Source organism: Mesorhizobium sp. M0052, assembly GCF_040323255.1.
In the GTDB taxonomy this organism is placed as follows: Bacteria; Pseudomonadota; Alphaproteobacteria; order Rhizobiales; family Rhizobiaceae; genus Mesorhizobium.
The window spans coordinates 90,171-109,079 of the sequence record NZ_JAMYUS010000019.1 but is presented as its reverse complement, the minus strand read 5'-3'; the positions used below and the strand labels follow the sequence as shown (position 1 = coordinate 109,079).

General features: G+C 63.5%; 22 protein-coding genes. 14 read left to right on the top strand and 8 right to left on the bottom strand.

All coding sequences use genetic code 11. The features are described from left to right. Window positions 1-121 precede the first annotated feature (121 nt). Both fabI and NKJ77_RS23915 read left to right on the top strand, forming a co-directional pair. Window positions 122-943 (top strand): enoyl-ACP reductase FabI, encoded by an 822-nt coding sequence (gene fabI / locus NKJ77_RS23920; protein ID WP_023687133.1) that lies wholly within the window; start codon window positions 122-124, stop codon window positions 941-943. 46 nt (window positions 944-989) lie between these two features. Next, window positions 990-1,577, top strand: coding sequence for a histidine phosphatase family protein (locus NKJ77_RS23915; RefSeq protein ID WP_023685404.1), 588 nt, complete (start codon window positions 990-992; stop codon window positions 1,575-1,577). 84 nt (window positions 1,578-1,661) lie between these two features. Here the strand turns inward: NKJ77_RS23915 and NKJ77_RS23910 are convergent, their stop codons facing one another. Further along, on the bottom strand, window positions 1,662-1,916 hold the full coding sequence (locus tag NKJ77_RS23910; RefSeq protein ID WP_023685405.1) for a DUF1344 domain-containing protein: 255 nt from the start codon (window positions 1,914-1,916) through the stop codon (window positions 1,662-1,664). A gap of 183 nt (window positions 1,917-2,099) precedes the next feature. Here NKJ77_RS23910 and aroC point away from each other — a divergent pair, with 183 nt between their 5' ends. Together aroC and ribB are read left to right on the top strand one after the other, a co-directional pair. After that, on the top strand, window positions 2,100-3,215 hold the full coding sequence (aroC, locus tag NKJ77_RS23905) for a chorismate synthase (RefSeq protein ID WP_023749360.1): 1,116 nt from the start codon (window positions 2,100-2,102) through the stop codon (window positions 3,213-3,215). Between the two features lie 74 nt (window positions 3,216-3,289). Then, complete coding sequence (gene ribB, locus NKJ77_RS23900) at window positions 3,290-4,390, top strand: 3,4-dihydroxy-2-butanone-4-phosphate synthase (RefSeq protein ID WP_023738482.1); 1,101 nt, start codon at window positions 3,290-3,292, stop codon at window positions 4,388-4,390. A 319-nt stretch (window positions 4,391-4,709) separates the two neighbouring features. Here ribB and NKJ77_RS23895 read toward each other — a convergent pair whose 3' ends face one another. Continuing rightward, window positions 4,710-5,930 (bottom strand): MFS transporter, encoded by a 1,221-nt coding sequence (locus NKJ77_RS23895; RefSeq protein ID WP_023830291.1) that lies wholly within the window; start codon window positions 5,928-5,930, stop codon window positions 4,710-4,712. A gap of 118 nt (window positions 5,931-6,048) precedes the next feature. Here NKJ77_RS23895 and NKJ77_RS23890 point away from each other — a divergent pair, with 118 nt between their 5' ends. From NKJ77_RS23890 to NKJ77_RS23855, 8 genes are all read left to right on the top strand, one after another. After that, window positions 6,049-6,657: a TetR/AcrR family transcriptional regulator gene (locus NKJ77_RS23890; protein WP_352535847.1), complete on the top strand. Its 609-nt coding sequence runs from the start codon at window positions 6,049-6,051 to the stop codon at window positions 6,655-6,657. Between the two features lie 94 nt (window positions 6,658-6,751). Then, entirely contained in the window at window positions 6,752-7,735 is a 984-nt protein-coding gene (locus tag NKJ77_RS23885; RefSeq protein ID WP_023668435.1) for a hypothetical protein, read from the top strand. A gap of 71 nt (window positions 7,736-7,806) precedes the next feature. Further along, on the top strand, window positions 7,807-8,733 hold the full coding sequence (locus NKJ77_RS23880) for a histone deacetylase family protein (protein ID WP_023747548.1): 927 nt from the start codon (window positions 7,807-7,809) through the stop codon (window positions 8,731-8,733). 3 nt (window positions 8,734-8,736) lie between these two features. Next, a complete protein-coding gene (locus tag NKJ77_RS23875; protein WP_023668433.1) occupies window positions 8,737-8,988 on the top strand; it encodes an exodeoxyribonuclease VII small subunit in 252 nt (83 codons plus the stop codon). Window positions 8,989-9,026: 38 nt separating this feature from the next. Then, entirely contained in the window at window positions 9,027-9,293 is a 267-nt protein-coding gene (locus NKJ77_RS23870) for a DUF2277 domain-containing protein (RefSeq protein WP_023668432.1), read from the top strand. 10 nt (window positions 9,294-9,303) lie between these two features. After that, on the top strand, window positions 9,304-10,224 hold the full coding sequence (locus tag NKJ77_RS23865; RefSeq protein ID WP_023687141.1) for a pirin family protein: 921 nt from the start codon (window positions 9,304-9,306) through the stop codon (window positions 10,222-10,224). Between the two features lie 101 nt (window positions 10,225-10,325). Continuing rightward, a complete protein-coding gene (gene dxs, locus NKJ77_RS23860; protein WP_023732098.1) occupies window positions 10,326-12,239 on the top strand; it encodes a 1-deoxy-D-xylulose-5-phosphate synthase in 1,914 nt (637 codons plus the stop codon). Window positions 12,240-12,378: 139 nt separating this feature from the next. After that, entirely contained in the window at window positions 12,379-12,663 is a 285-nt protein-coding gene (locus NKJ77_RS23855) for a hypothetical protein (protein WP_352460042.1), read from the top strand. On the opposite strand, the gene NKJ77_RS23850 is transcribed toward NKJ77_RS23855, so the two are convergent. Further along, window positions 12,660-13,061: a GFA family protein gene (locus NKJ77_RS23850; protein WP_023687142.1), complete on the bottom strand. Its 402-nt coding sequence runs from the start codon at window positions 13,059-13,061 to the stop codon at window positions 12,660-12,662. The genes NKJ77_RS23855 and NKJ77_RS23850 overlap by 4 nt on opposite strands. Before the next feature lie 146 nt (window positions 13,062-13,207). On the opposite strand from NKJ77_RS23850, the gene NKJ77_RS23845 reads away from it, so the two are divergent. Then, window positions 13,208-14,002, top strand: a complete 795-nt coding sequence (locus tag NKJ77_RS23845) for a TlyA family RNA methyltransferase (protein ID WP_023732097.1) — start codon at window positions 13,208-13,210, stop codon at window positions 14,000-14,002. Next, the gene (locus tag NKJ77_RS23840) at window positions 13,999-15,234 is read left to right on the top strand and encodes a class I SAM-dependent RNA methyltransferase (protein ID WP_352535846.1); all 1,236 of its coding nucleotides are present in this window, start codon (window positions 13,999-14,001) and stop codon (window positions 15,232-15,234) included. The genes NKJ77_RS23845 and NKJ77_RS23840 overlap by 4 nt, the downstream gene beginning before the upstream one ends. Before the next feature lie 66 nt (window positions 15,235-15,300). Here the strand turns inward: NKJ77_RS23840 and NKJ77_RS23835 are convergent, their stop codons facing one another. The 5 genes from NKJ77_RS23835 to NKJ77_RS23815 all read right to left on the bottom strand — a co-directional run bounded on the left by NKJ77_RS23835 (window position 15,301) and on the right by NKJ77_RS23815 (window position 18,769). Further along, complete coding sequence (locus NKJ77_RS23835; RefSeq protein ID WP_023687145.1) at window positions 15,301-15,690, bottom strand: type II toxin-antitoxin system VapC family toxin; 390 nt, start codon at window positions 15,688-15,690, stop codon at window positions 15,301-15,303. Next, a complete protein-coding gene (locus tag NKJ77_RS23830; protein WP_081732289.1) occupies window positions 15,677-15,952 on the bottom strand; it encodes an AbrB/MazE/SpoVT family DNA-binding domain-containing protein in 276 nt (91 codons plus the stop codon). Before NKJ77_RS23830 ends, NKJ77_RS23835 begins: the two co-directional genes overlap by 14 nt. A 77-nt stretch (window positions 15,953-16,029) precedes the next feature. Next, window positions 16,030-17,442 (bottom strand): metalloprotease TldD, encoded by a 1,413-nt coding sequence (gene tldD / locus NKJ77_RS23825; protein WP_352535845.1) that lies wholly within the window; start codon window positions 17,440-17,442, stop codon window positions 16,030-16,032. A 202-nt stretch (window positions 17,443-17,644) separates the two neighbouring features. Then, window positions 17,645-18,115 (bottom strand): YbjN domain-containing protein, encoded by a 471-nt coding sequence (locus NKJ77_RS23820; protein ID WP_352535844.1) that lies wholly within the window; start codon window positions 18,113-18,115, stop codon window positions 17,645-17,647. Between the two features lie 69 nt (window positions 18,116-18,184). Beyond that, on the bottom strand, window positions 18,185-18,769 hold the full coding sequence (locus NKJ77_RS23815; protein WP_023668422.1) for an invasion associated locus B family protein: 585 nt from the start codon (window positions 18,767-18,769) through the stop codon (window positions 18,185-18,187). Window positions 18,770-18,909 lie beyond the last annotated feature (140 nt).

Sequence of the window (18,909 nt, the reverse complement as noted above, 5' to 3'; positions counted from 1 at the left end):
ATCCCCCATTCGTTGTCACGCCGAGTGTCTGAATTGAATGCGCGCCCCGTCTGTGCTTGATGCGCCTTTCTGCGTGTGCGATAGGCACTCCAAAGCAGAAAACCTTTCGGAGAGCGCTGACATGGCGGGTGGACAGGGCCTAATGGCCGGCAAGCGCGGGCTTATACTGGGCGTCGCCAACAACAGATCGATTGCCTACGGCATCGCCAAGGCCTGCGTCGACCATGGCGCCGAGATCGCGCTGACCTATCAGGGCGAGGCGTTCAAGAAGCGCGTCGAGCCGCTGGCTGCGGAATTGGGCGCCTTTGTCGCCGGTCATTGCGATGTCACTGATCCGGCGAGCCTCGACGACGTGTTTGCCAATGTCGCCAGGCATTGGGACGGCAAGCTCGACTTCCTCGTCCATGCCATCGCCTTTTCCGACAAGGACGAGTTGACCGGACGCTATGTCGAGACGACGCGCGACAATTTCCTGCGCACCATGGACATTTCGGTCTATTCCTTCACCACCATCGCCAAGCGCGCCGAAGCGCTGATGACCGATGGCGGCTCGCTGCTGACGCTGACCTATTATGGCGCTGAAAAGGTCATGCCGCATTACAACGTCATGGGTGTCGCCAAGGCCGCGCTGGAAGCCAGCGTGCGCTATCTCGCCGTCGACCTCGGCGGCAAGAAGATCCGCGTCAACGCCATCTCGGCCGGGCCGATCAAGACCTTGGCTGCTTCGGGCATCGGCGACTTCCGCTACATCCTCAAGTGGAACGAATACAATTCGCCGCTGAAGCAGACCGTCACCCAGGAAGAAGTCGGCGATTCCGCCGTGTATTTCCTGTCGGACCTGTCGCGTGGCGTCACCGGCGAGGTGCACCATGTCGATTCCGGCTATCACGTCGTCGGCATGAAGGCGGTCGACGCGCCGGATATTTCGACCGTCAAGGAATAGTTCTGCCGCGGTTTCCGCCTGCCTGTCCTGATTTCCGGAAGACCCGATGGTTCCGCTCGTCTACATCGTGCGCCATGGCCAGACGCAGTGGAATGCCGAGTCGCGGCTGCAGGGCCAGGCCGATACCGATCTCAACGCGCTCGGCCGCGAGCAGGCGACCCGCAATGGACGGCGGCTGGCCGAACTGATCCAGAACCCTGAGGATTTCGACTTTGTCGCCAGCCCGATGAAGCGGACGCGCGAGACGATGCAGCGGCTACGCTTGGCGATGCAACTCGATCCCGATGCCTACCGCACCGACCCGCGTCTGGTCGAGGTGCACTTTGGCGACTGGCAGGGCTTTACCTATGCCGAACTCGATGCGCGAATGCCGGGCTCGGCGAAGGCGCGACGACGCAACAAATGGAATTTCCAGCCGCCGGGCGAGGGCGCCGAAAGCTACCAGATGCTGCTCGAACGGGTGAAGCCGTGGTTCGAGGCGCTCGACCGCCAGACGGTCTGCGTCACGCATGGTGGCGTCGTGCGGACCCTGTTTCGGATGGTCGAAGGTGTTTCCGAACATGAAGCGGCAAACCTGGAAGTGCGGCAGGACCGGGTGCTCAGGCTGCAGGACGGGCGTCTGGATTGGCTTTAGGTTCGAGCAGATAAAAACAGGACGACCGTCCTGTTTATCCGGGCAGGGCTCCGCCGAGCGGCAAGACCCTGTTCGGCGTCGGTGTTACTCGGTGTCGGGCAGTTCCATGTCGGTGACGACGTTCTCGCCATTCGTCACGTCATAGGCAATGACGATATCCATGCCCGGTTTCAGCGAATCGAGATCGGTCTCGGCGTTGAGCTTGAAGGACTTGCCGTCCTCCAGCGTCAGCGTCAGCGCGTCCTTGTCGACCTTCTTGATCAGGCCTTCGGTCTGGCCGGCATAGGCGGCGGTGGAAATCAGCAACATGGCGGCAGCAGCGCCAATCAGGGTACGCATCGTCGTCCTCTTTGTCATTGCGCCTGCACGGATGGCGGCGAGCTTTCAACGGGCGGATGGAAGAGAGCAGAAACCAACCGAATGTGTCAAAACTAAAACCGCCGGATCACAGTTTGACCGCTGTGGAAAACGCCAATAGAACGCACCTTTGATCCGGTCCGCTGCCGGGCAGGGCTAAAATTCATGTCTCACAACACGTTCGGCCATCTCTTCCGCGTCACCACCTGGGGCGAAAGCCATGGCCCGTCGCTCGGCTGTGTCGTCGATGGCTGCCCGCCCGGCATCCGCTTCACACGGGCCGAAATCCAGGCCGAACTCGACAAGCGCCGCCCCGGCCAGTCACGTTTTGTGACGCAGCGCCGCGAACCGGACGAGGTGAAGGTGCTGTCCGGCTTCATCCTCGACGAGGACGGCGAGTCGATGATCACCACCGGCACGCCCGTCTCGATGCTGATCGAGAATATCGACCAGCGCTCCAAGGACTATGGCGAGATCGCCCGCCAGTACCGCCCCGGCCATGCGGACTACACCTATGACGTCAAATACGGCCTGCGCGACCATCGCGGCGGCGGCCGTTCTTCGGCCCGTGAGACCGCCGCTCGCGTGGCGGCCGGCGCCTTGGCGCGCAAGGTGGTGCCCGGCATGGTGGTGCGCGGCGCGCTGGTCTCGATGGGCGAGAAATCCATCGACCGCGCCAACTGGAACTGGAATTTTATCGGTGACGCCGAAAACCCGTTCTTCACCCCCGATCCGGCGTCCGTTCCCGTCTTCATGCAATACCTCGACGGCATCCGCAAATCCGGCTCCTCGGTCGGCGCGGTGATCGAGATCGTCGCCGACGGCGTGCCCGCCGGACTTGGCGCGCCGATCTACGCCAAGCTCGACCAGGACATCGCGTCCGGCCTGATGTCGATCAACGCCGTCAAGGGCGTCGAGATCGGCAACGGTTTCGAAGCCGCCCGCATCACCGGCGAACAGAATGCCGACGAGATGCGCATCGGCAATGACGGCAAGCCGGTCTTCCTGTCCAACAATGCCGGCGGCATTCTGGGCGGCATCTCGACCGGCCAGGCGATCGTCGCCCGCTTCGCCGTCAAGCCGACCTCGTCGATCCTGACGCCGCGAAAATCCATCGACAAGGACGGCAACGACGTCGACGTCATGACCAAGGGCCGCCACGACCCCTGCGTCGGCATCCGCGCCGTGCCGATCGGCGAAGCCATGGTTGCCTGCGTCATCGCCGACCATTATCTGCGGCACCGGGGACAGACAGGCCGGGGATTAGGCAGTAGGGATTAGGCAATAGGCCAGCCCATCCTTCCTTCCCTAACTCCTACTGCCCAACCCCTATTCCCTGCGAGCGAAGCGAGCCAATGCCATACGATCAGAAGAAAATCGTCGAAGCCATCCGCGCCTTCGAGCGCGGCGAGATCGTCGTCGTCATGGACGATGACGGGCGTGAGAACGAGGGCGACCTGATCGTTGCCGCCGTGCATTGCAGCCCGGAGAAAATGGCCTTCATCATCCGTCACACCTCCGGCATCGTCTGCACGCCGATGCCGCGCGAGGAGGCCAAGCGGCTCAATCTGCAGCCGATGGTCGCCGACAATGATTCCGCCCACACCACGGCCTTTACCGTCAGCGTCGATTTCAAGCATGGCACCACCACCGGCATTTCGGCCGAGGACCGCACGCTGACCGTGCGCAACCTGGCCAACGGCAATGTCGGCGGTTCGGATTTCGTCCGGCCCGGCCACATCTTCCCGCTGATCGCTAGGGAAGGCGGCGTGCTGATGCGCTCGGGCCATACCGAAGCCGCGGTTGACTTGTGCAAACTTGCCGGCCTGCCGCCGGTTGGCGTGATCTCGGAGTTGGTCAATGACGACGGCACCGTCAAGCGCGGCCCGCAGGTGGCGAACTTTGCCGAGGAACACGGCCTCAAGCAGGTCTCGGTCGCCGACCTCATCGCCTACCGGCAGCGCAAGGAAACGCTGGTCGAACGCGTCGCCTGCTCCGAAATCGACACACTCGGCGGCAAGGCGCAGGTCTTCACCTACACGCTGCCTTGGGATTCCATGCACCATGTCGCGGTCGTTTTCGGCGACATCCGTGACGGCGAGGACGTCCCGGTGCGGCTGCATTCCGAGGATGTGGTGACCGACGTGTTCGGCACCAGCCACCGGCTCGACGCCATTATGAAGGCGATGGGCGAACGCAAGCGCGGCGTCATCGTTTACCTCCGAGAGGGTTCGGTCGGCGTCGCCCATCAGGAGCGCAACCGGCCGATGAGTGCCGACCGTGAGGACCACGAAGAGGCCCGCCGCCGTGAGAACGAGTGGCGAGAAATCGGCCTCGGCGCGCAGATTCTCAAGGATCTCGGCATTTCCTCGATCAACCTGATCGCCTCGCGCGAGCGCCACTATGTCGGGCTTGAAGGCTTTGGGATTCACATCGCGAAAACTGAGATTATCTAGTTTCTCAGGTGGATGGCGCGTCGGAAGGATTGCGCGGGCAGGTCACATGCGTTTGTGATTGGCCGAAGCCTTTCCGCGGTCGTCATCCTATGGCGAAGCAAGGAGCGAAGCGACGCGGCGCAGACACAGGACCCATGCCGCGACTTCGACGCGTTGCAACGGTGCAGAATTCTGCTCCGCTGCACCCTTCGGTCAAGGTAACGGAATGGGTCCTCGGGTCTGCGCTTCGCTTCGCGTCGCTCCGTGATGACGACGCCAGAGGCCTCACCTAATTCCGAACGTTTGCGGTGGTCTCCAAAGCGAACGTCAGGCCGCGTCCTTACGCGGGAACGGCGGCCGCGTCGCATCCGTCCAGCTCGCATGTGTGGGTGGCCAGGCTGCGCTGGCCCAGCAACACCGTGACCAATGCGATGACGCCGGCCGCCACCGAGACCCAGAACCCGTTCCTGGCGCCGAACTCATCCACCACCGCGCCGGCGGCAAACGAACCCAGCGCCATGCCGATGCCGATGCCGGTCATCACCCAGGTGATGCCTTCGGTCAGCATCGCTTCCGGCACGTGGCGTTCGATCAGGCCGAAGGCGGTGATGAAGGTTGGCGAGATCGCCACGCCGCTGATGAAAACGGTCAGCGCCAGCAGCGGCACCGTGTCGGCGGTGAGCGGCAGCAATGTGCCGAGCGCAACGAGGGCGACCGCGAGGGCCAACTGGCGCTGCAGCGGCGCTTTCAGGTTGAGCGCACCGACGACGAGGCCGAGCACGAACGATCCCAGCGCATAGACGCCGATGACGAGGCTGGCGGCGCCCGGCTGGCCGAGTTCCTTGGTGATCGCCACCGTGCTCACTTCCGTCGTCGCGAAGGTGGCGCCGACGAAGATCAGGGCGAAGGTGATGATCTGCACAGGCCTGAGCCGGATTGCCGAGCCGCTCGAGACATGATTCACCGGCCGCACTTGTGGTTCGGTCGAACGCTGCAGGATGAAGGCTGCCGAGCCAAGGGCGAGGAATAGCGTGCTGACCAGGACACCGGCTTCCGGGAACAGAGCGGCACTCAAGCCCACCGACAGCGATGCGCCTGCAATGTAGACGAGTTCGTCCGCCGCCGATTCGAAGGCGAATGCGGTGTTCATCTGCGGCCGGCCGCGAAAAATCTCGGTCCAGCGCGCGCGCACCATCGCCGGCATGCTGGGCATGGCGGCGGCCGCCAGTGCCGACACAAACAGCGTCCACACCGGCCAGTCCTGATTGGCTGCGGCAATCAGCACCGCGAAGGCGAGCACGGTGAGGATGGTGGTCGGAATCACGATCCGCGTCTGGCCGAGGCGATCGACCAGCCGTGATATCTGCGGCGCCACGAAAGCGTTGCTCAGCGCGAACGTCGCCGAGACAGCTCCCGCCAGCCAGTATTCGCCACGCGTCTGCGAGAGCATGGCCACGATGCCGATCGGCGCCATGGCGATCGGCAGCCGCGCGAGGAAGCCCGCGGCGGCAAACCCCTTGGCTCCAGGGGCACGAAAGATTTCCGAGTATGGGTTTTGCATGGCTGGTTCCTCGACAAAGGCCAATTCGACGATTACATACGATGCGTATGAATACAGGTAGTCCATACGCGGCGTATGTCAATTGGCATACGGAGCGTATGTGAATAAGGCCAGAACCATGCAAAGACCCCGCAAGGAGATGATTGCCGAAACGCGCGCCAAGCTGATCACGGCGGCCCGCCACGCTTTCGGCACGATCGGCTATGCCGACGCGTCGATGGACGACTTCACCGCCTCGGCCGGGCTGACGCGCGGTGCGCTCTATCATCATTTCGGCGACAAGAAGGGCCTGCTGCAGGCCGTCATCGCCGAAATCGATGGCGAGATGGCCGTCCGCATCCATGAGATTGTGTCGCGGGCGCCAAGCCGATGGCAGCGTTTCGTCGACGAATGCACGACCTATATCGAGATGGCGCTGGAGCCGGAAATCCAGCGCATCATGTTTCGCGACGGTCCGGCTGTGCTCGGCGATCCGGCGCAATGGCCGAACGCCAATGCCTGCGTCGGCTCGATGACCGATCATCTGACGGCTCTGCAGCAGGAGGGGGTGGTCGTCCCCGGCGTCGACCCCGAAACCGCCGCCCGGCTGATCAACGGCGCCAGCAGCCAGGCGGCGCAGCGCATCGCCAATTCGAACGACCCCGAAGCGACGTCGAAGACCGTGGTGGCAGCCTTCCAGCAACTGCTTGAAGGCCTTCTCAAAAAACAGGGTTCGCAGCCGGCCTGAAATCTGGTCGGCCGAGACCCGGCATTTGCCGAGATTGACAATTCCCGGCCCGGGTTCATCCTCGCCGTCCATCTCTGAGGGGAGATTCGGGCGCATGTGGGATTTCGAAATCGGCAGGTCGGTGTCCATCATGATCAGGACATGGCCATTCATCGTCTTTCGCATGATCGTCTATTTCGGCATCACGCTCGCCTATATCGTGGCGACCGGCAGCGGCGCCTCCGTCGGCTATGGCGTCGGCCACATCTCCACCGATCCCGACGGGCCGCTGTCTTTTGCGCTCTGGGGCGGCATCGTCGGCATCGGCGTCGTTTCGATCGCGCTGTACTGGATCCGCGAATACATCCTCTATGTCGTCAAGGCCGGCCATATCGCCGTCATGGTCCATCTGATCGATGGCCGCGAGATTCCCAATGGCCAGGACCAGATCGCCTACGCCAAGGGTGTGGTGAAGGAACGTTTCGCCGAGGCCAACATCCTTTTCGTGGTCGACCAGCTGGTCAAGGGCGCCATCCGCGCCATCACCGGCCTGATCGGCGGCATCGCCGCCTTCCTGCCCATTCCGGGCCTCGGCGGCCTGGTCGCTTTCATCAATACGGTCATCCGCCTGTCGCTGACCTATGTTGACGAGATCATCCTCGGCTACAACATCCGTATCAACTCGTCGTCGCCCTTCGAAACCGCCCGGCAAGGCGTCGTGCTCTATGCCCAGAACGGCAAGACCATGGTCAAGAACGCCGTCTGGCTGGCGGTCATTATGTGGGGTGTGTCCTTCGTCATCTTCCTTTTGATGCTGGCGCCGGCCGCCGCCATCATGTGGTTCATTCCGGGGCAGCTCGGCGGCTGGGCCTTCGTGCTCGCCATCCTCCTTGCCTGGGCCTTCAAGGCGGCCTTCATCGAACCCTTCGCCATAGCCTGCCTGATGCAGGTCTATTTCAAGACCATCGAAGGCCAGGTGCCGAACGCCGAATGGGACCAGCGGCTGGCCGAGGGGTCGTCCAAGTTCAGGGAACTCAGGGATAAGGCGCTGGCCTCCTTCGGCGGCTCGCGCTGGACGCAGCCCGCGCCCGGGGTGTAATCCCTGTTGAACGTCGGGACGGTGAGGCGTCAAACCATGGTCAAAGCGGCCGGGCGCGCCTATATCGGGTCATGGTCACCAGGCTCTACACCCATCCGATCTTCCTCGAACATCTGACGCCCCCCGGTCATCCGGAGCGGCCGGACCGCTTGCGCGCTATCGAGCGCGTGCTCGACGACGAGGCCTTCACCGCACTCGATCGGGTAACGGCGCCGCAAGGCGACGAGGCCACAATCCTCTACGCCCACCCCGAGGATTTCGTCGCCCGCGTCCGCGCCGCGATCCCTGAAAGCGGCATTGCCTCGATCGACGCCGACACCAGCGCCAGCCCGAAAAGCTGGCAGGCGGTGGTGACCGCCATCGGTGCCGCCAACGCCGCTGTCGACGACGTCTTCGAGGGCCGCGTCGCCAATGCCTTCGTCGCCTCACGTCCGCCCGGCCACCACGCCGAAAAGACCACGGCGATGGGCTTTTGCCTGTTCAACACCGCGGCGATTGCCGCGCGTTATGCGCAAAAGAAACACGGCGCCGAGCGCGTCGCTATCGTCGATTGGGATGTCCATCACGGCAACGGCACGCAGGACATCTTCTGGGACGATCCCTCGGTGCTCTATTGTTCGACGCACCAGATGCCGCTCTATCCCGGCACCGGCGCCAAGAGCGAAACCGGCGCCGGCAACATCGTCAACGCCCCGCTGGCGCCGCAGACCGGCTCGGACATGTTTCGCGATGCCTTGCTGTCGCGCGTCCTGCCGGCGCTCGACAATTTCGCGCCCGATCTGATCATCATTTCCGCAGGGTTCGACGCCCACCATCGCGATCCGCTGGCCGAGATCAACCTCAGCGAGGACGATTTCGACTGGGCGACCGGCCAGTTGCTGGAACGCGCCGGGCGCCACAGCGGCAACCGGCTCGTCAGCCTGCTTGAGGGCGGCTACGATCTGCAGGGATTGGCATTTTCGGTCGCTGCCCATGTCGGGCGGCTGATGAAGGGATAAAGTATGGCTGGCGAAGCAAACGAAGACGTCAAGGCGATGAGCTTCGAGCAGGCACTCGACGCGCTGGAAAAGATTGTCGATGATCTGGAACGCGGCGACGTGCCGCTCGACCAGTCGATCAAGATCTATGAGCGCGGCGAGGCGCTGAAGGCCCATTGCGACCGGCTGCTGAAGGCCGCCGAAGACAAGGTCGAGAAGATCAGGCTGTCGCGTGATGGCAAACCGGTGGGAACGGAGCCGCTCGACGCGGAGTAGTGGAATGGGGCGGGCATAAAGCAGATAGGAGTTCAAGCATGTGCAGAAACATCAAGACCCTGTTCAATTTCGAGCCGCCGGCGACCCATGACGAGATCCGCGACGCCGCGCTTCAATTCGTGCGCAAACTGAGCGGAACGACGCGGCCCTCGCAGCGCAACCAGGCGGCCTTCGACCGTGCCGTCGAGGCGATCGCCGAATCGGCGCATGAATTGCTGCATTCGCTGGAAACCACGCATCATCCGCGCAATCGCGAAGAGGTGGCGGCCAAGGCAAAAGCCAAATCGGCGCTCCGCTTCGCCTGAGGACATCCAGATGAGTTTCTTCCCCGGCAAGGACCCTGAGCCTGGCGATGCCTTCGCCAGCGACCAGATCGAGCTCATGGTCATTCCAAACGCCAAGGATATTGGCGGCTTCCAGGTTCGCCGCGCTCTGCCGACGGCAAAGCGGCGGCTGGTTGGTCCCTTCATCTTCTTCGACCGCATGGGGCCGGCCATCTTGCGCGCCGGGCAGGCGATGGATGTGCGCCCGCACCCGCATATCGGGCTTTCCACCGTCACCTATCTGTTCGACGGCAATATCAGGCACCGCGATTCGCTCGGCACCGAGATGGTCATCCAGCCGGGCGACGTGAATTTGATGACCGCCGGCCGCGGTATCGTCCATTCCGAGCGCACGCCCGAAGAACTGCGCGGCGCGCCAATGTCGGTCTCCGGCCTGCAGACATGGCTGGCTTTGCCCGACGGCAAGGAGGAAGTGGCGCCGGTGTTCGAGAACACGGCCGCGCTCCTTCTGCCCGAGATCGACGCCGAAGGTGTTTCCGGCCGCGTGGTGATCGGCGATTTCCAGGGACTGCGCTCGCCGGTAAGAGCCGACACCGAGACGCTCTACGCCGATCTGAGGCTGGCGCCCGGCGCCAGCGTCAAAATTCCCGCCGACGCCGAGGAACGCGCCATCTACACGCTGGACGGCGATGTCTCGGTTTCGGGCGACCGTTTTCCGGCCGAACGGCTGCTGGTGTTCCGGCCTGGTGACGAGATCGTCGTGTCGTCCGAGCGCGGCGCCCATTTCATGCTCTTCGGGGGCGCTTCGCTCGGCTCTCCGCGCCACATCTGGTGGAACTTCGTCTCGTCGTCGAAGGAACGCATCGAACAGGCCAAGCAGGAATGGAAGACGGGCCGCTTCGATATCGTTCCTGGAGATGAGGAAGAGTTCATTCCGTTACCGGACAATTAACGTCAGCATCACCCGCGTCACTGACACGCATTTACATTCCGGCGACGCAGGCATATTTCGCCATGATCGACGCGCATTATAGCTGAGCAGGCCCTTTAACAGTGAACGCAACGCTGCATACGCCGCTTCTCGACAAGGTCCGCATTCCAGCCGACCTGAAGAAGCTTGACGAAAGCGAGCTGCCGCAGCTGGCCTCGGAGCTGCGCGCCGAGCTGATCGATGCCGTCTCGCATACGGGCGGGCATCTCGGCGCCGGCCTCGGTGTCGTCGAACTGACGGTGGCGCTGCACTATGTCTTCAACACGCCGGAAGACCGCGTGATCTGGGATGTCGGCCACCAGGCCTATCCACACAAGATCCTGACCGGCCGCCGCGACCGCATCCGAACGCTCAGGCAAGAAGGCGGCCTGTCCGGCTTCACCCGTCGCGCCGAGAGCGAATACGACCCGTTCGGCGCCGCGCACTCTTCGACCTCCATTTCCGCCGGCCTCGGCATGGCCATGGCGCGCGACCTCTCGGGCGGCCACAACAATGTCATTGCCGTCATCGGCGACGGCGCCATGTCCGCCGGCATGGCCTATGAAGCCATGAACAATGCCGGCGCGCTTGATGCCCGGCTGATCGTCATCCTCAACGACAACGACATGTCTATCGCGCCGCCGACCGGCGCCATGAGCGCCTATCTGGCGCGGCTCGCGTCGGGCAAGACCTATCTTGGCCTGCGCGATTTCGGCAAGAAGCTGACCTCCTATCTCGGCAAGCGCGCCGACCGCGCCATCAAGCGGGCGGTCGAGCATGCGCGCGGCTACGTCACCGGCGGCACGCTGTTCGAGGAGCTTGGCTTCTACCATATCGGCCCGATCGACGGCCACAATCTCGAGCATCTGATCCCGGTGCTGAAGAACGTCCGCGACCATGCCGACGGCCCGGTGCTGATCCATGTCGTGACCCAGAAGGGCAAGGGCTACGCGCCGGCCGAGGCCGCGGCCGACAAATATCACGGCGTCAACAAGTTCGACGTCATCACCGGCGCGCAGACCAAGGCCCCGGCCAATGCGCCGGCCTACACCAAGGTGTTCGCCGAGAGCCTGGTCCAGGAGGCCCGCCTGGACGACCGCATCGTCGCCGTCACCGCCGCCATGCCGAACGGCACCGGCCTCGATTTGTTCGGCGAAGCGTTTCCGACCCGGACCTTCGATGTCGGCATTGCCGAGCAACATGCCGTGACCTTCGCCGCCGGCCTCGCCAGCGAGGGCTACAAGCCCTTCGCCGCCATCTATTCGACCTTCCTGCAGCGCGCCTACGATCAGGTCGTCCATGATGTGGCGATCCAGAAACTGCCGGTGCGTTTCCCGATCGACCGCGCCGGTTTCGTCGGCGCCGACGGCGCCACTCATTGCGGCGCCTTCGACACCACCTTCCTGGCGACGCTGCCGGGCTTCGTGGTGATGGCGGCCGCCGACGAGGCGGAGCTTCGCCACATGGTGCGCACCGCCGCCTATTATGACGAAGGCCCGATCGCCTTCCGCTATCCGCGCGGCAATGGCGTCGGCGTCGACATGCCGGAGCGCGGCTCGGTCCTCGAAATCGGCAAGGGCCGCATCGTCAGGGAAGGCACCAAGGTGGCGCTTCTGTCCTTTGGCACAAGACTGCAGGACTGTCTGCTGGCCGCCGAGGAACTCGGCGCGGCCGGACTGTCAACGACGGTTGCGGATGCCCGTTTCGCCAAGCCGCTCGACGAGGATTTGATCCGCCGTCTCGCCCGCTCGCACGAAGTGCTGGTGACGGTGGAAGAGGGCGCTGTCGGCGGTTTCGCCAGCCACGTGCTGCAGTTCCTCGCCCATGAAGGCTTGCTGGAAAGCGGTCTGAAAGTTCGGCCGCTGGTGCTGCCAGACGAGTTCACCGACCACGCCAAGCCGGAAAAAATGTATGCCGATGCCGGGCTCGACGCGGCCGGCATCGTGCGCACGGTGTTCGTCGCGCTCGGCCATTCCGCGCGCGCGCAACGGGCCTGAATCAAACCTCACGCCTCTGAAGCGGTGTCGGCTGCAACCCTATGTTAACGCTTCCTTTTGGCGTTTTGCTTACCGTGTCTTTTGGCCGTTTTTCAACGCCCCCCTGCTAGAACAAGAGCCAGGCAGGGAGTTAAAAACAATGCGAACGCTTCTGTGCGGCGCGGCCCTTTTGGCCGTCATCGCCGCGCCGGCCATGGCCGAGACGCGCTATGACCGCAAGCTCGAACAGGCGGTGGCAGGCATCGTCGCCCGCAAGATGGGCGATATCAGGGGCGCTTTTTCCTACAAGCAGGTGCCGCAGCTTGTCGTCGTGCCGGACGCGCCAGTCGTTCCTGTCGAGCGCCCGCGCAAGCAGGCTTCAGGCGACGGCAATGACGGCCTGATGCCGGCCGTTGAACGGCAGGTCTCACGGACGATCTTCTAAAACCACATATCGCGCACGCAGCGCCCATCGCGCGGCAGGTCGTCATAAGTGTCCAGCCCGTCGAAATGGTCGATCGGCAGGTCGGCGACCGCCTCCGGCGGTGCCAGCCTGACATTGACGGCGATACGCGTGCGGCCGCTGTCGCTGCGGCGCAAACCGCGCCAGGCAAGCACACAGGCACATGTCGGGCAAAACAGGATTTCCAGCGACGGCGTCTCCTTCCCGGCGCGGGTGTAGGACTGCACAGGCCCCGCAAGCCGGATACGCTCGTCGACAAAGTCATAGGCCCAGAGCGTGCCATAGCGGCGGCAAAGCGTGCAATTGCAGGCCGTGATCGGGCCGGGATCGCCTTCCAGGGTCCAGTGGGCGGCGCCGCAATGGCAGGTTCCCGTCAGCATTCGTCTTCCTCCGCATTGCCTGAGCCTCTACATCTTGCCGGACTGGCTGCGATATTCAACCGGGCGGACTGGCTTGCGGCCCGGGTCTCGACGTCCTCCCATGCCAATGTCCTTGCCTTCGCGGCCGGCTTTCGCCATGAAGGCCGATGAACTCCCCTCTGCCAGCCAGCACACGCCAGCGGCTCGACGAATTGCTCGTCCAGCGCGGCCTGTTTGCGAGCCGCTCGCGCGCCCGCGACGCGGTCGAGCGCGGCACCGTGACGGTCGACGGCGTGGTCGCCCGCAAGCCCGGCCAGACGGTTCTGCCGCACTGTCTCATCGTCATCGACGATCCGGCGCAGGGTTATGTCTCACGCGCGGCGCTGAAGCTGATCGCCGGGCTCGACCATTTCAGTCTCGATCCTGCGGGTAGTGAAGCTCTCGATATCGGCGCCTCGACCGGCGGCTTCACCCAGGTGCTGCTCGAACGCGGCGCGGCCCATGTCACTGCCGTCGATGTCGGCCACGGCCAGATGCATCCCGGTGTCTCGTCCGACCCGCGCGTCACCGTGATCGAGGGCCTCAACGCTCGCGAGCTCACGGCTGCCGATCTCGGCGGCCGCATCCCGGATTTCATCGTCTCCGACGTCAGCTTCATCTCGTTGAAACTGGCGATGCCACCGGCGTTGGCATTGGCACGGGACGGCGCTCGTGCGGTGTTTCTGGTCAAGCCGCAATTCGAGGCCGGCCGCGAGGCAATCGGCAAGGGCGGTCTGTTGAAAGACCCTTATGACGCTGCCCGTGTGGCCGGCTTGCTGCAGGAATGGCTCGAAGGCGTCCCTGGCTGGCGTACATTGGGTCTGCACATGTCGCCGATCGAAGGCGGGGACGGCAACCGCGAATTCCTGCTTGCCGGGATCAAGGATGCCGGGATCAAGGATGCCGGGACCAAGGACCGATGAGCACGGGCTTCACCATCAAGAGACTGGGTTCGCAGGGCGACGGCGTCGCCGAGACGGAAACCGGCGAGCTGTTCATTCCCTTCACCCTGCCCGGCGAGACCGTCACCGCCGCGCGCGAGAGGGATCGCGCCATGCTGATGGCGGTATTGGAGACGTCGCCGCTGCGTATCGATCCGGCCTGCCGGCATTTCACCGAATGCGGCGGCTGCGCCGTCCAGCATCTGCAAGCCGACGCTTACCAGCAATGGAAACGCGACAAGGTCGTGCACGCCTTGAAAGGCATTGCCGGAAACATCGGCGCCCTGGTGCCGTGTGCGCCACACACACGCCGCCGCGTCGTGCTTGCCGCCAGGCGCGCCGACACAGGGATGCTGCTTGGCTTCCATCGCCATCTGTCGCCGGAAATCATCCCCATCGAGGAATGTCCGATCTCACTGCCGGAGATCGTTGCCGCGCTCGATCGCTTGCGATCAGTCGCCGACCTGGTTTGCGCCACCACCAAATCGTTCCGGATGGCGGTCACTGTGACGGGCTCGGGGCTTGACGTCGCCGTTTATGAGTCGGGCAAGCTGGGCGAGAACCAGCGCCGGGTCGCCTCCAACTTCATCATGGCCAATGGCTTTGCCCGGCTTTCGATCGACGACGAGATCGTCATCGAGCCGAAAAAGCCGGTGGTCATGTTCGGCACCGTCGCTGTCGCCATACCGCCTGGCGCCTTCCTGCAGGCAACGCAAGCCGCCGAACAGACGATGGCCGATCTCGTTGGCGGACATCTGAAGCGTGCCAGGAAAGTCGCGGATCTTTTCGCCGGCTGCGGCAGCTTTGCGCTTCGGCTGGCGGCCAAATCCGAAGTCCACGCGGTCGAAGGCGACGCGGCAGCCCTTTCGGCGCTCGACCGCGGATCGCGCTTCGCCACCGGCCTGAAGCGGGTAACCGGCGAACGCCGCGACCTGTTCCGGCGGCCGCTGACGTTCAAGGAGCTGAATGCTTTCGATGGCGTCGTCTTCGACCCGCCGCGCGCCGGCGCCGAGGACCAGTCGAAGCAGATCGCCCGCTCGGATGTGCCGTTCGTCGCCGCCGTCTCCTGCAATCCGGTGACGCTGGCACGAGACCTGCGCATCCTGATTGACGGCGGCTACATCTTGAAGAGCGTCACGCCCATCGACCAGTTCCTGTGGTCGCCGCATGTCGAGGCCGTGGCGCTGCTGGAGAAGCCGAAACGGCGACGTTAATCCGCCGATTTTCACAAGGCCGTGCTTGAGTTTGCCGCCCCCCGCAAGACGTAGCCGGCTGGCAAACTAGCCTTCGCGAACGCTTTCGTACCCGGCCGCTTGTGCGGCCTTGATGAACTTACGGTCGAAGGACACAAATGCTGAGCAGTGCGAGGACTTGCCCAGATGGAGCGCATCGGCGAAATCCATTCCCGTCTCGGCTAGATCGACCGCGGAAGAGACCATCGCAGCATCCTCTATCTCGACAGTGGGAAGCCCGCCGAACACCCGCAGTGCATTGACGATCGAGGCCTGATCATAACCATAGCCGCTGCGCAGCACCCACTCAGCCTCCAGGATCACCGTGACGGCGACGAAAACGGGCTGACCGTCGATCAGCCGCCGGGCTCGCGGGGACTGCTCGGGATCGTCGTTCGTCAGATACCTGACGACAACGTTGGTATCAATCGCGAGCATGGCGCCGCCGTGCTTCAGCAAGGACGGCCGCGTCCATCTCCTCCAAGGTCTTCGGTCTGCCACTGTGCGGCAGGACACCAAAGACATCTTCTGGTCGTGTCGGGGCAAAGGCAGGCGCCGGTCTCAAAAGTACACCGTCCGGTGTGTCTTCGACCTGCAGGCGCGTGCCCGCGCCCCAGTCCCTCCGTTTGCGGATAGCGCTGGGCAGGATGACTTGTCCCTTGGTCGAGACGGTCGTTATAAGTTTTTCGGTCGCAGCCATCGCGAAGGACCTTTGCGTAAGACGAACGTAAGATAGCCCTATCGCGGAAGGTATTCAAGCCGACCGGATTCGTATCCTCAAACCCTGGTGCCGCCGACCGTCATCTGGTTCATCCTGAGATGCGGCTGGCCGACGCCGACCGGCACGCCTTGTCCGGCCTTGCCGCACATGCCGATGCCGGTGTCGAGCTTCATGTCGTTGCCGATCATCGACACACGGTGCATGGCGTCCGGTCCGTTGCCGATCAGCATGGCGCCCTTGATCGGCTGCGTCACCTTGCCGTTCTCGATCATGTAGGCCTCGGTGCAGCCGAACACGAACTTGCCTGAGGTGATGTCGACCTGGCCGCCGCCGAAGGATACGGCATAGATGCCGTTCTTGACCGAGGCGATGATCTCGTCCGGCTCCATGTCGCCTGCCGTCATATAGGTGTTGGTCATGCGCGGCATCGGCTGGTGCGCATAGCCTTCGCGCCGGCCGTTTCCCGTGGCTTTCATGCCCATCAGCCGGGCGTTCTGGCGGTCCTGCATGTAGCCGACAAGCTTGCCGTCCTCGATCAGCACATTGCGGGCCGAAGGCGTGCCTTCATCGTCGACGGTCAGCGAACCCCGCCGCTCCGGCATGGTGCCGTCATCGACCACGGTAACGCCCTTGGCGGCGACCTGCTGGCCGAGCAGGCCGGCAAAGGCGGAGGTCTTCTTGCGGTTGAAGTCGCCCTCCAGCCCGTGGCCGACGGCTTCGTGCAGCATCACGCCCGGCCAGCCGCTGGACAAAACGATGTCGAACGTGCCGGCCGGCGCGGGAATGGCTTCGAGATTGACCAACGCCTGCCTGAGCGCCTCCCTGGCCGCATGCTTCCAGGCGTCCTCGACCAGGAACTCGCCGAACGCCTTGCGCCCGCCCATGCCATAGGAGCCGCTTTCCTGGCGGTCGCCGTCGCCGACGACGACCGAAACGTTGATGCGGACCAGCGGGCGGATGTCGCGCACGATCTGGCCGTCGGCGCGCACGATCTCGACATGCTGCCAGGACGCAGCGAGCGAGGCCGTCACCTGGCGCACGCGCGGGTCCTCGGCGCGCAGCCATGCGTCGATCTCCTGCAACAGCTTGGCCTTGACCTCGAAGGAAGGCGAGGTGATCGGGTTCTCCTCGCCATAGAGATGGCGGTTGGTGCGCGCGGGTGCCGCGGCAAGCGTGCCGGAATAGCCGCCCTTGACGGTCGAGACCGCGTCGGCGGCGCGCAGCAGCGACGCCTCCGAAAGATCGCTGGAATGGGCGTAGCCGCTGGCCTCGCCGGCCACGGCGCGCAGGCCAAAACCCTGGTCGGTGTTGAAATTGGCGGTCTTCAGCCTGCCATTGTCGAACATCAGCGCTTCGCTCTCGCTGTATTCGAGGAACAGTTCGCCGTCATCGGCGCCGTTCAGTGTGTCGGCGACGATCCGCTTGATGCGATCATCTGAAATGTCGAATTGGCCGGTCAGGCTGTTCATGGCAGGTCCGCTCACAGGAGGAATGGTCTTGCCACGATGTAGGCGCGAAGACGCGCCTGCACAATCCGCAATGACGATCCGCAGCCGGACAGTGGAGCGCTAATGCATGTCGCCCAGAAGTGTGCCGCGGTTCTGGGACAACGACATGCATCAAACAAAGACCTAAAGCGCGTCGTATGAATCCGTTTCAGCGCGACGCGCTTTAGGGCCCTACTTCTCGTCCACGAACGCTTTGATGTCGCTGGTCATGGAATCCCAGTTCGAGAACTGCTCTTCGAGATAGGAGCGGGTAACCCCTGAACATGACATCCATCTTGAAGTTCGACCCGTCACCGGAAAAGGCCTTCACCCAGCGGTATTTCTTGTTCCATTCATTGGCCTGGTCGGCCGTGAAGGGGTCGGTATAGCCCGAGGAGAACTGGATAGACTTGCACTTCTCATGGTTTTCGCAGCCATAGAAGTAGATCACATATTTCATGCCCTGGAGCCGGCCGGAGATCATCGGATCACCGCCGTCATCCTTGTCCATCTTGGCCGAGCCATAGCCTTTCGCAAGCTCGAAAATGACGGCCGGATCGGGCGCCGTGATGATTTCGGAATCCTCGGCAAAGGCGACGGAAACGGCGCCGGTCAGGATTAGACCGGTCGACAAAAGCAAAGAACAAGCACGCATGATGACCCCCACAGCCAAAGATCAAACCCGTGGGAATTGTGAGGAAAGACGGTTTCGCAAGCATCAAGCTCAGGGCAGGGCGGCAAAACCGTCGGCGAAGCCCTTGAGGTCGACGGGGATGCCGATGCCTTCTTCCGGCGTCTGGAAGACGATGAAGGTGGCCGACGTCCCGGTCTTCAGCGTATCGAGCAGCGGCTTTTCGAGAATGACCTCGGCATAGCAGCCGTCTTGGAAGCAGCGCACGAAATAGGCGCGGCCAATATCCTTGCCGTCGACATTGAGGCCCAGGCCATTGGGCAGCAGAACGCCGAGCGGGGCCAGCACGCGCAGGATCTCGGCCTTGTTGTCGGCGGTGCGCAGGACGACGACGGACAGTCCCATTTCCGGGCGATCCTCGGCAACGACGTTCTGCATCATCACGCATTGTTCCGAGGTGGCGCCGGCCGGCGTGTCGCAGATGATCGACCACGCGCCATGCGTTGACTTGACCGTGCCGCTGGGCTGCGCTGCATTGGCGACGCCGGTTGCGGACGAGCCGATACCGATCAGGGCGGCGAGAAAAACGACCTTCGCCCCGCTTCTCGAAAGCCAAGCGCTTTTCGAATGCCAGGCGCTCTTCGAATGCCAGGCGTTTCTCGAAAGCCAAGAGGTCATGACGGCTCCATTGCGAATCACGGCACTTTAAGCCGCGCCAAGGCCAAGTAAAGGATAGGGCGACCGCCGGTCAGCCCCGGCAGGCGCAATAATGCGCTTTTCCCTAGCAAATTCGCCCGAATTGCGACCGTCGGGCGCAT

What these genes read in the sequence shown, in the direction of transcription:
- aroC (WP_023749360.1), top strand. Translation starts at nt 2,100, where the DNA reads ATGTCTCACAACACGTTCGGCCATCTCTTCCGCGTCACCACCTGGGGC.
- NKJ77_RS23855 (WP_352460042.1), top strand. Translation starts at nt 12,379, where the DNA reads ATGCGAACGCTTCTGTGCGGCGCGGCCCTTTTGGCCGTCATCGCCGCG.
- NKJ77_RS23830 (WP_081732289.1), bottom strand. Translation starts at nt 15,952, where the DNA reads ATGGCTGCGACCGAAAAACTTATAACGACCGTCTCGACCAAGGGACAA.
- NKJ77_RS23870 (WP_023668432.1), top strand. Translation starts at nt 9,027, where the DNA reads ATGTGCAGAAACATCAAGACCCTGTTCAATTTCGAGCCGCCGGCGACC.
- NKJ77_RS23840 (WP_352535846.1), top strand. Translation starts at nt 13,999, where the DNA reads ATGAGCACGGGCTTCACCATCAAGAGACTGGGTTCGCAGGGCGACGGC.
- NKJ77_RS23845 (WP_023732097.1), top strand. Translation starts at nt 13,208, where the DNA reads ATGAACTCCCCTCTGCCAGCCAGCACACGCCAGCGGCTCGACGAATTG.
- NKJ77_RS23850 (WP_023687142.1), bottom strand. Translation starts at nt 13,061, where the DNA reads ATGCTGACGGGAACCTGCCATTGCGGCGCCGCCCACTGGACCCTGGAA.
- NKJ77_RS23890 (WP_352535847.1), top strand. Translation starts at nt 6,049, where the DNA reads ATGCAAAGACCCCGCAAGGAGATGATTGCCGAAACGCGCGCCAAGCTG.
- NKJ77_RS23915 (WP_023685404.1), top strand. Translation starts at nt 990, where the DNA reads ATGGTTCCGCTCGTCTACATCGTGCGCCATGGCCAGACGCAGTGGAAT.
- NKJ77_RS23895 (WP_023830291.1), bottom strand. Translation starts at nt 5,930, where the DNA reads ATGCAAAACCCATACTCGGAAATCTTTCGTGCCCCTGGAGCCAAGGGG.
- ribB (WP_023738482.1), top strand. Translation starts at nt 3,290, where the DNA reads ATGCCATACGATCAGAAGAAAATCGTCGAAGCCATCCGCGCCTTCGAG.
- NKJ77_RS23880 (WP_023747548.1), top strand. Translation starts at nt 7,807, where the DNA reads ATGGTCACCAGGCTCTACACCCATCCGATCTTCCTCGAACATCTGACG.
- NKJ77_RS23910 (WP_023685405.1), bottom strand. Translation starts at nt 1,916, where the DNA reads ATGCGTACCCTGATTGGCGCTGCTGCCGCCATGTTGCTGATTTCCACC.
- NKJ77_RS23835 (WP_023687145.1), bottom strand. Translation starts at nt 15,690, where the DNA reads ATGCTCGCGATTGATACCAACGTTGTCGTCAGGTATCTGACGAACGAC.
- tldD (WP_352535845.1), bottom strand. Translation starts at nt 17,442, where the DNA reads ATGAACAGCCTGACCGGCCAATTCGACATTTCAGATGATCGCATCAAG.
- NKJ77_RS23885 (WP_023668435.1), top strand. Translation starts at nt 6,752, where the DNA reads ATGTGGGATTTCGAAATCGGCAGGTCGGTGTCCATCATGATCAGGACA.
- NKJ77_RS23820 (WP_352535844.1), bottom strand. Translation starts at nt 18,115, where the DNA reads ATGCGTGCTTGTTCTTTGCTTTTGTCGACCGGTCTAATCCTGACCGGC.
- NKJ77_RS23875 (WP_023668433.1), top strand. Translation starts at nt 8,737, where the DNA reads ATGGCTGGCGAAGCAAACGAAGACGTCAAGGCGATGAGCTTCGAGCAG.
- NKJ77_RS23865 (WP_023687141.1), top strand. Translation starts at nt 9,304, where the DNA reads ATGAGTTTCTTCCCCGGCAAGGACCCTGAGCCTGGCGATGCCTTCGCC.
- NKJ77_RS23815 (WP_023668422.1), bottom strand. Translation starts at nt 18,769, where the DNA reads ATGACCTCTTGGCTTTCGAGAAACGCCTGGCATTCGAAGAGCGCCTGG.
- fabI (WP_023687133.1), top strand. Translation starts at nt 122, where the DNA reads ATGGCGGGTGGACAGGGCCTAATGGCCGGCAAGCGCGGGCTTATACTG.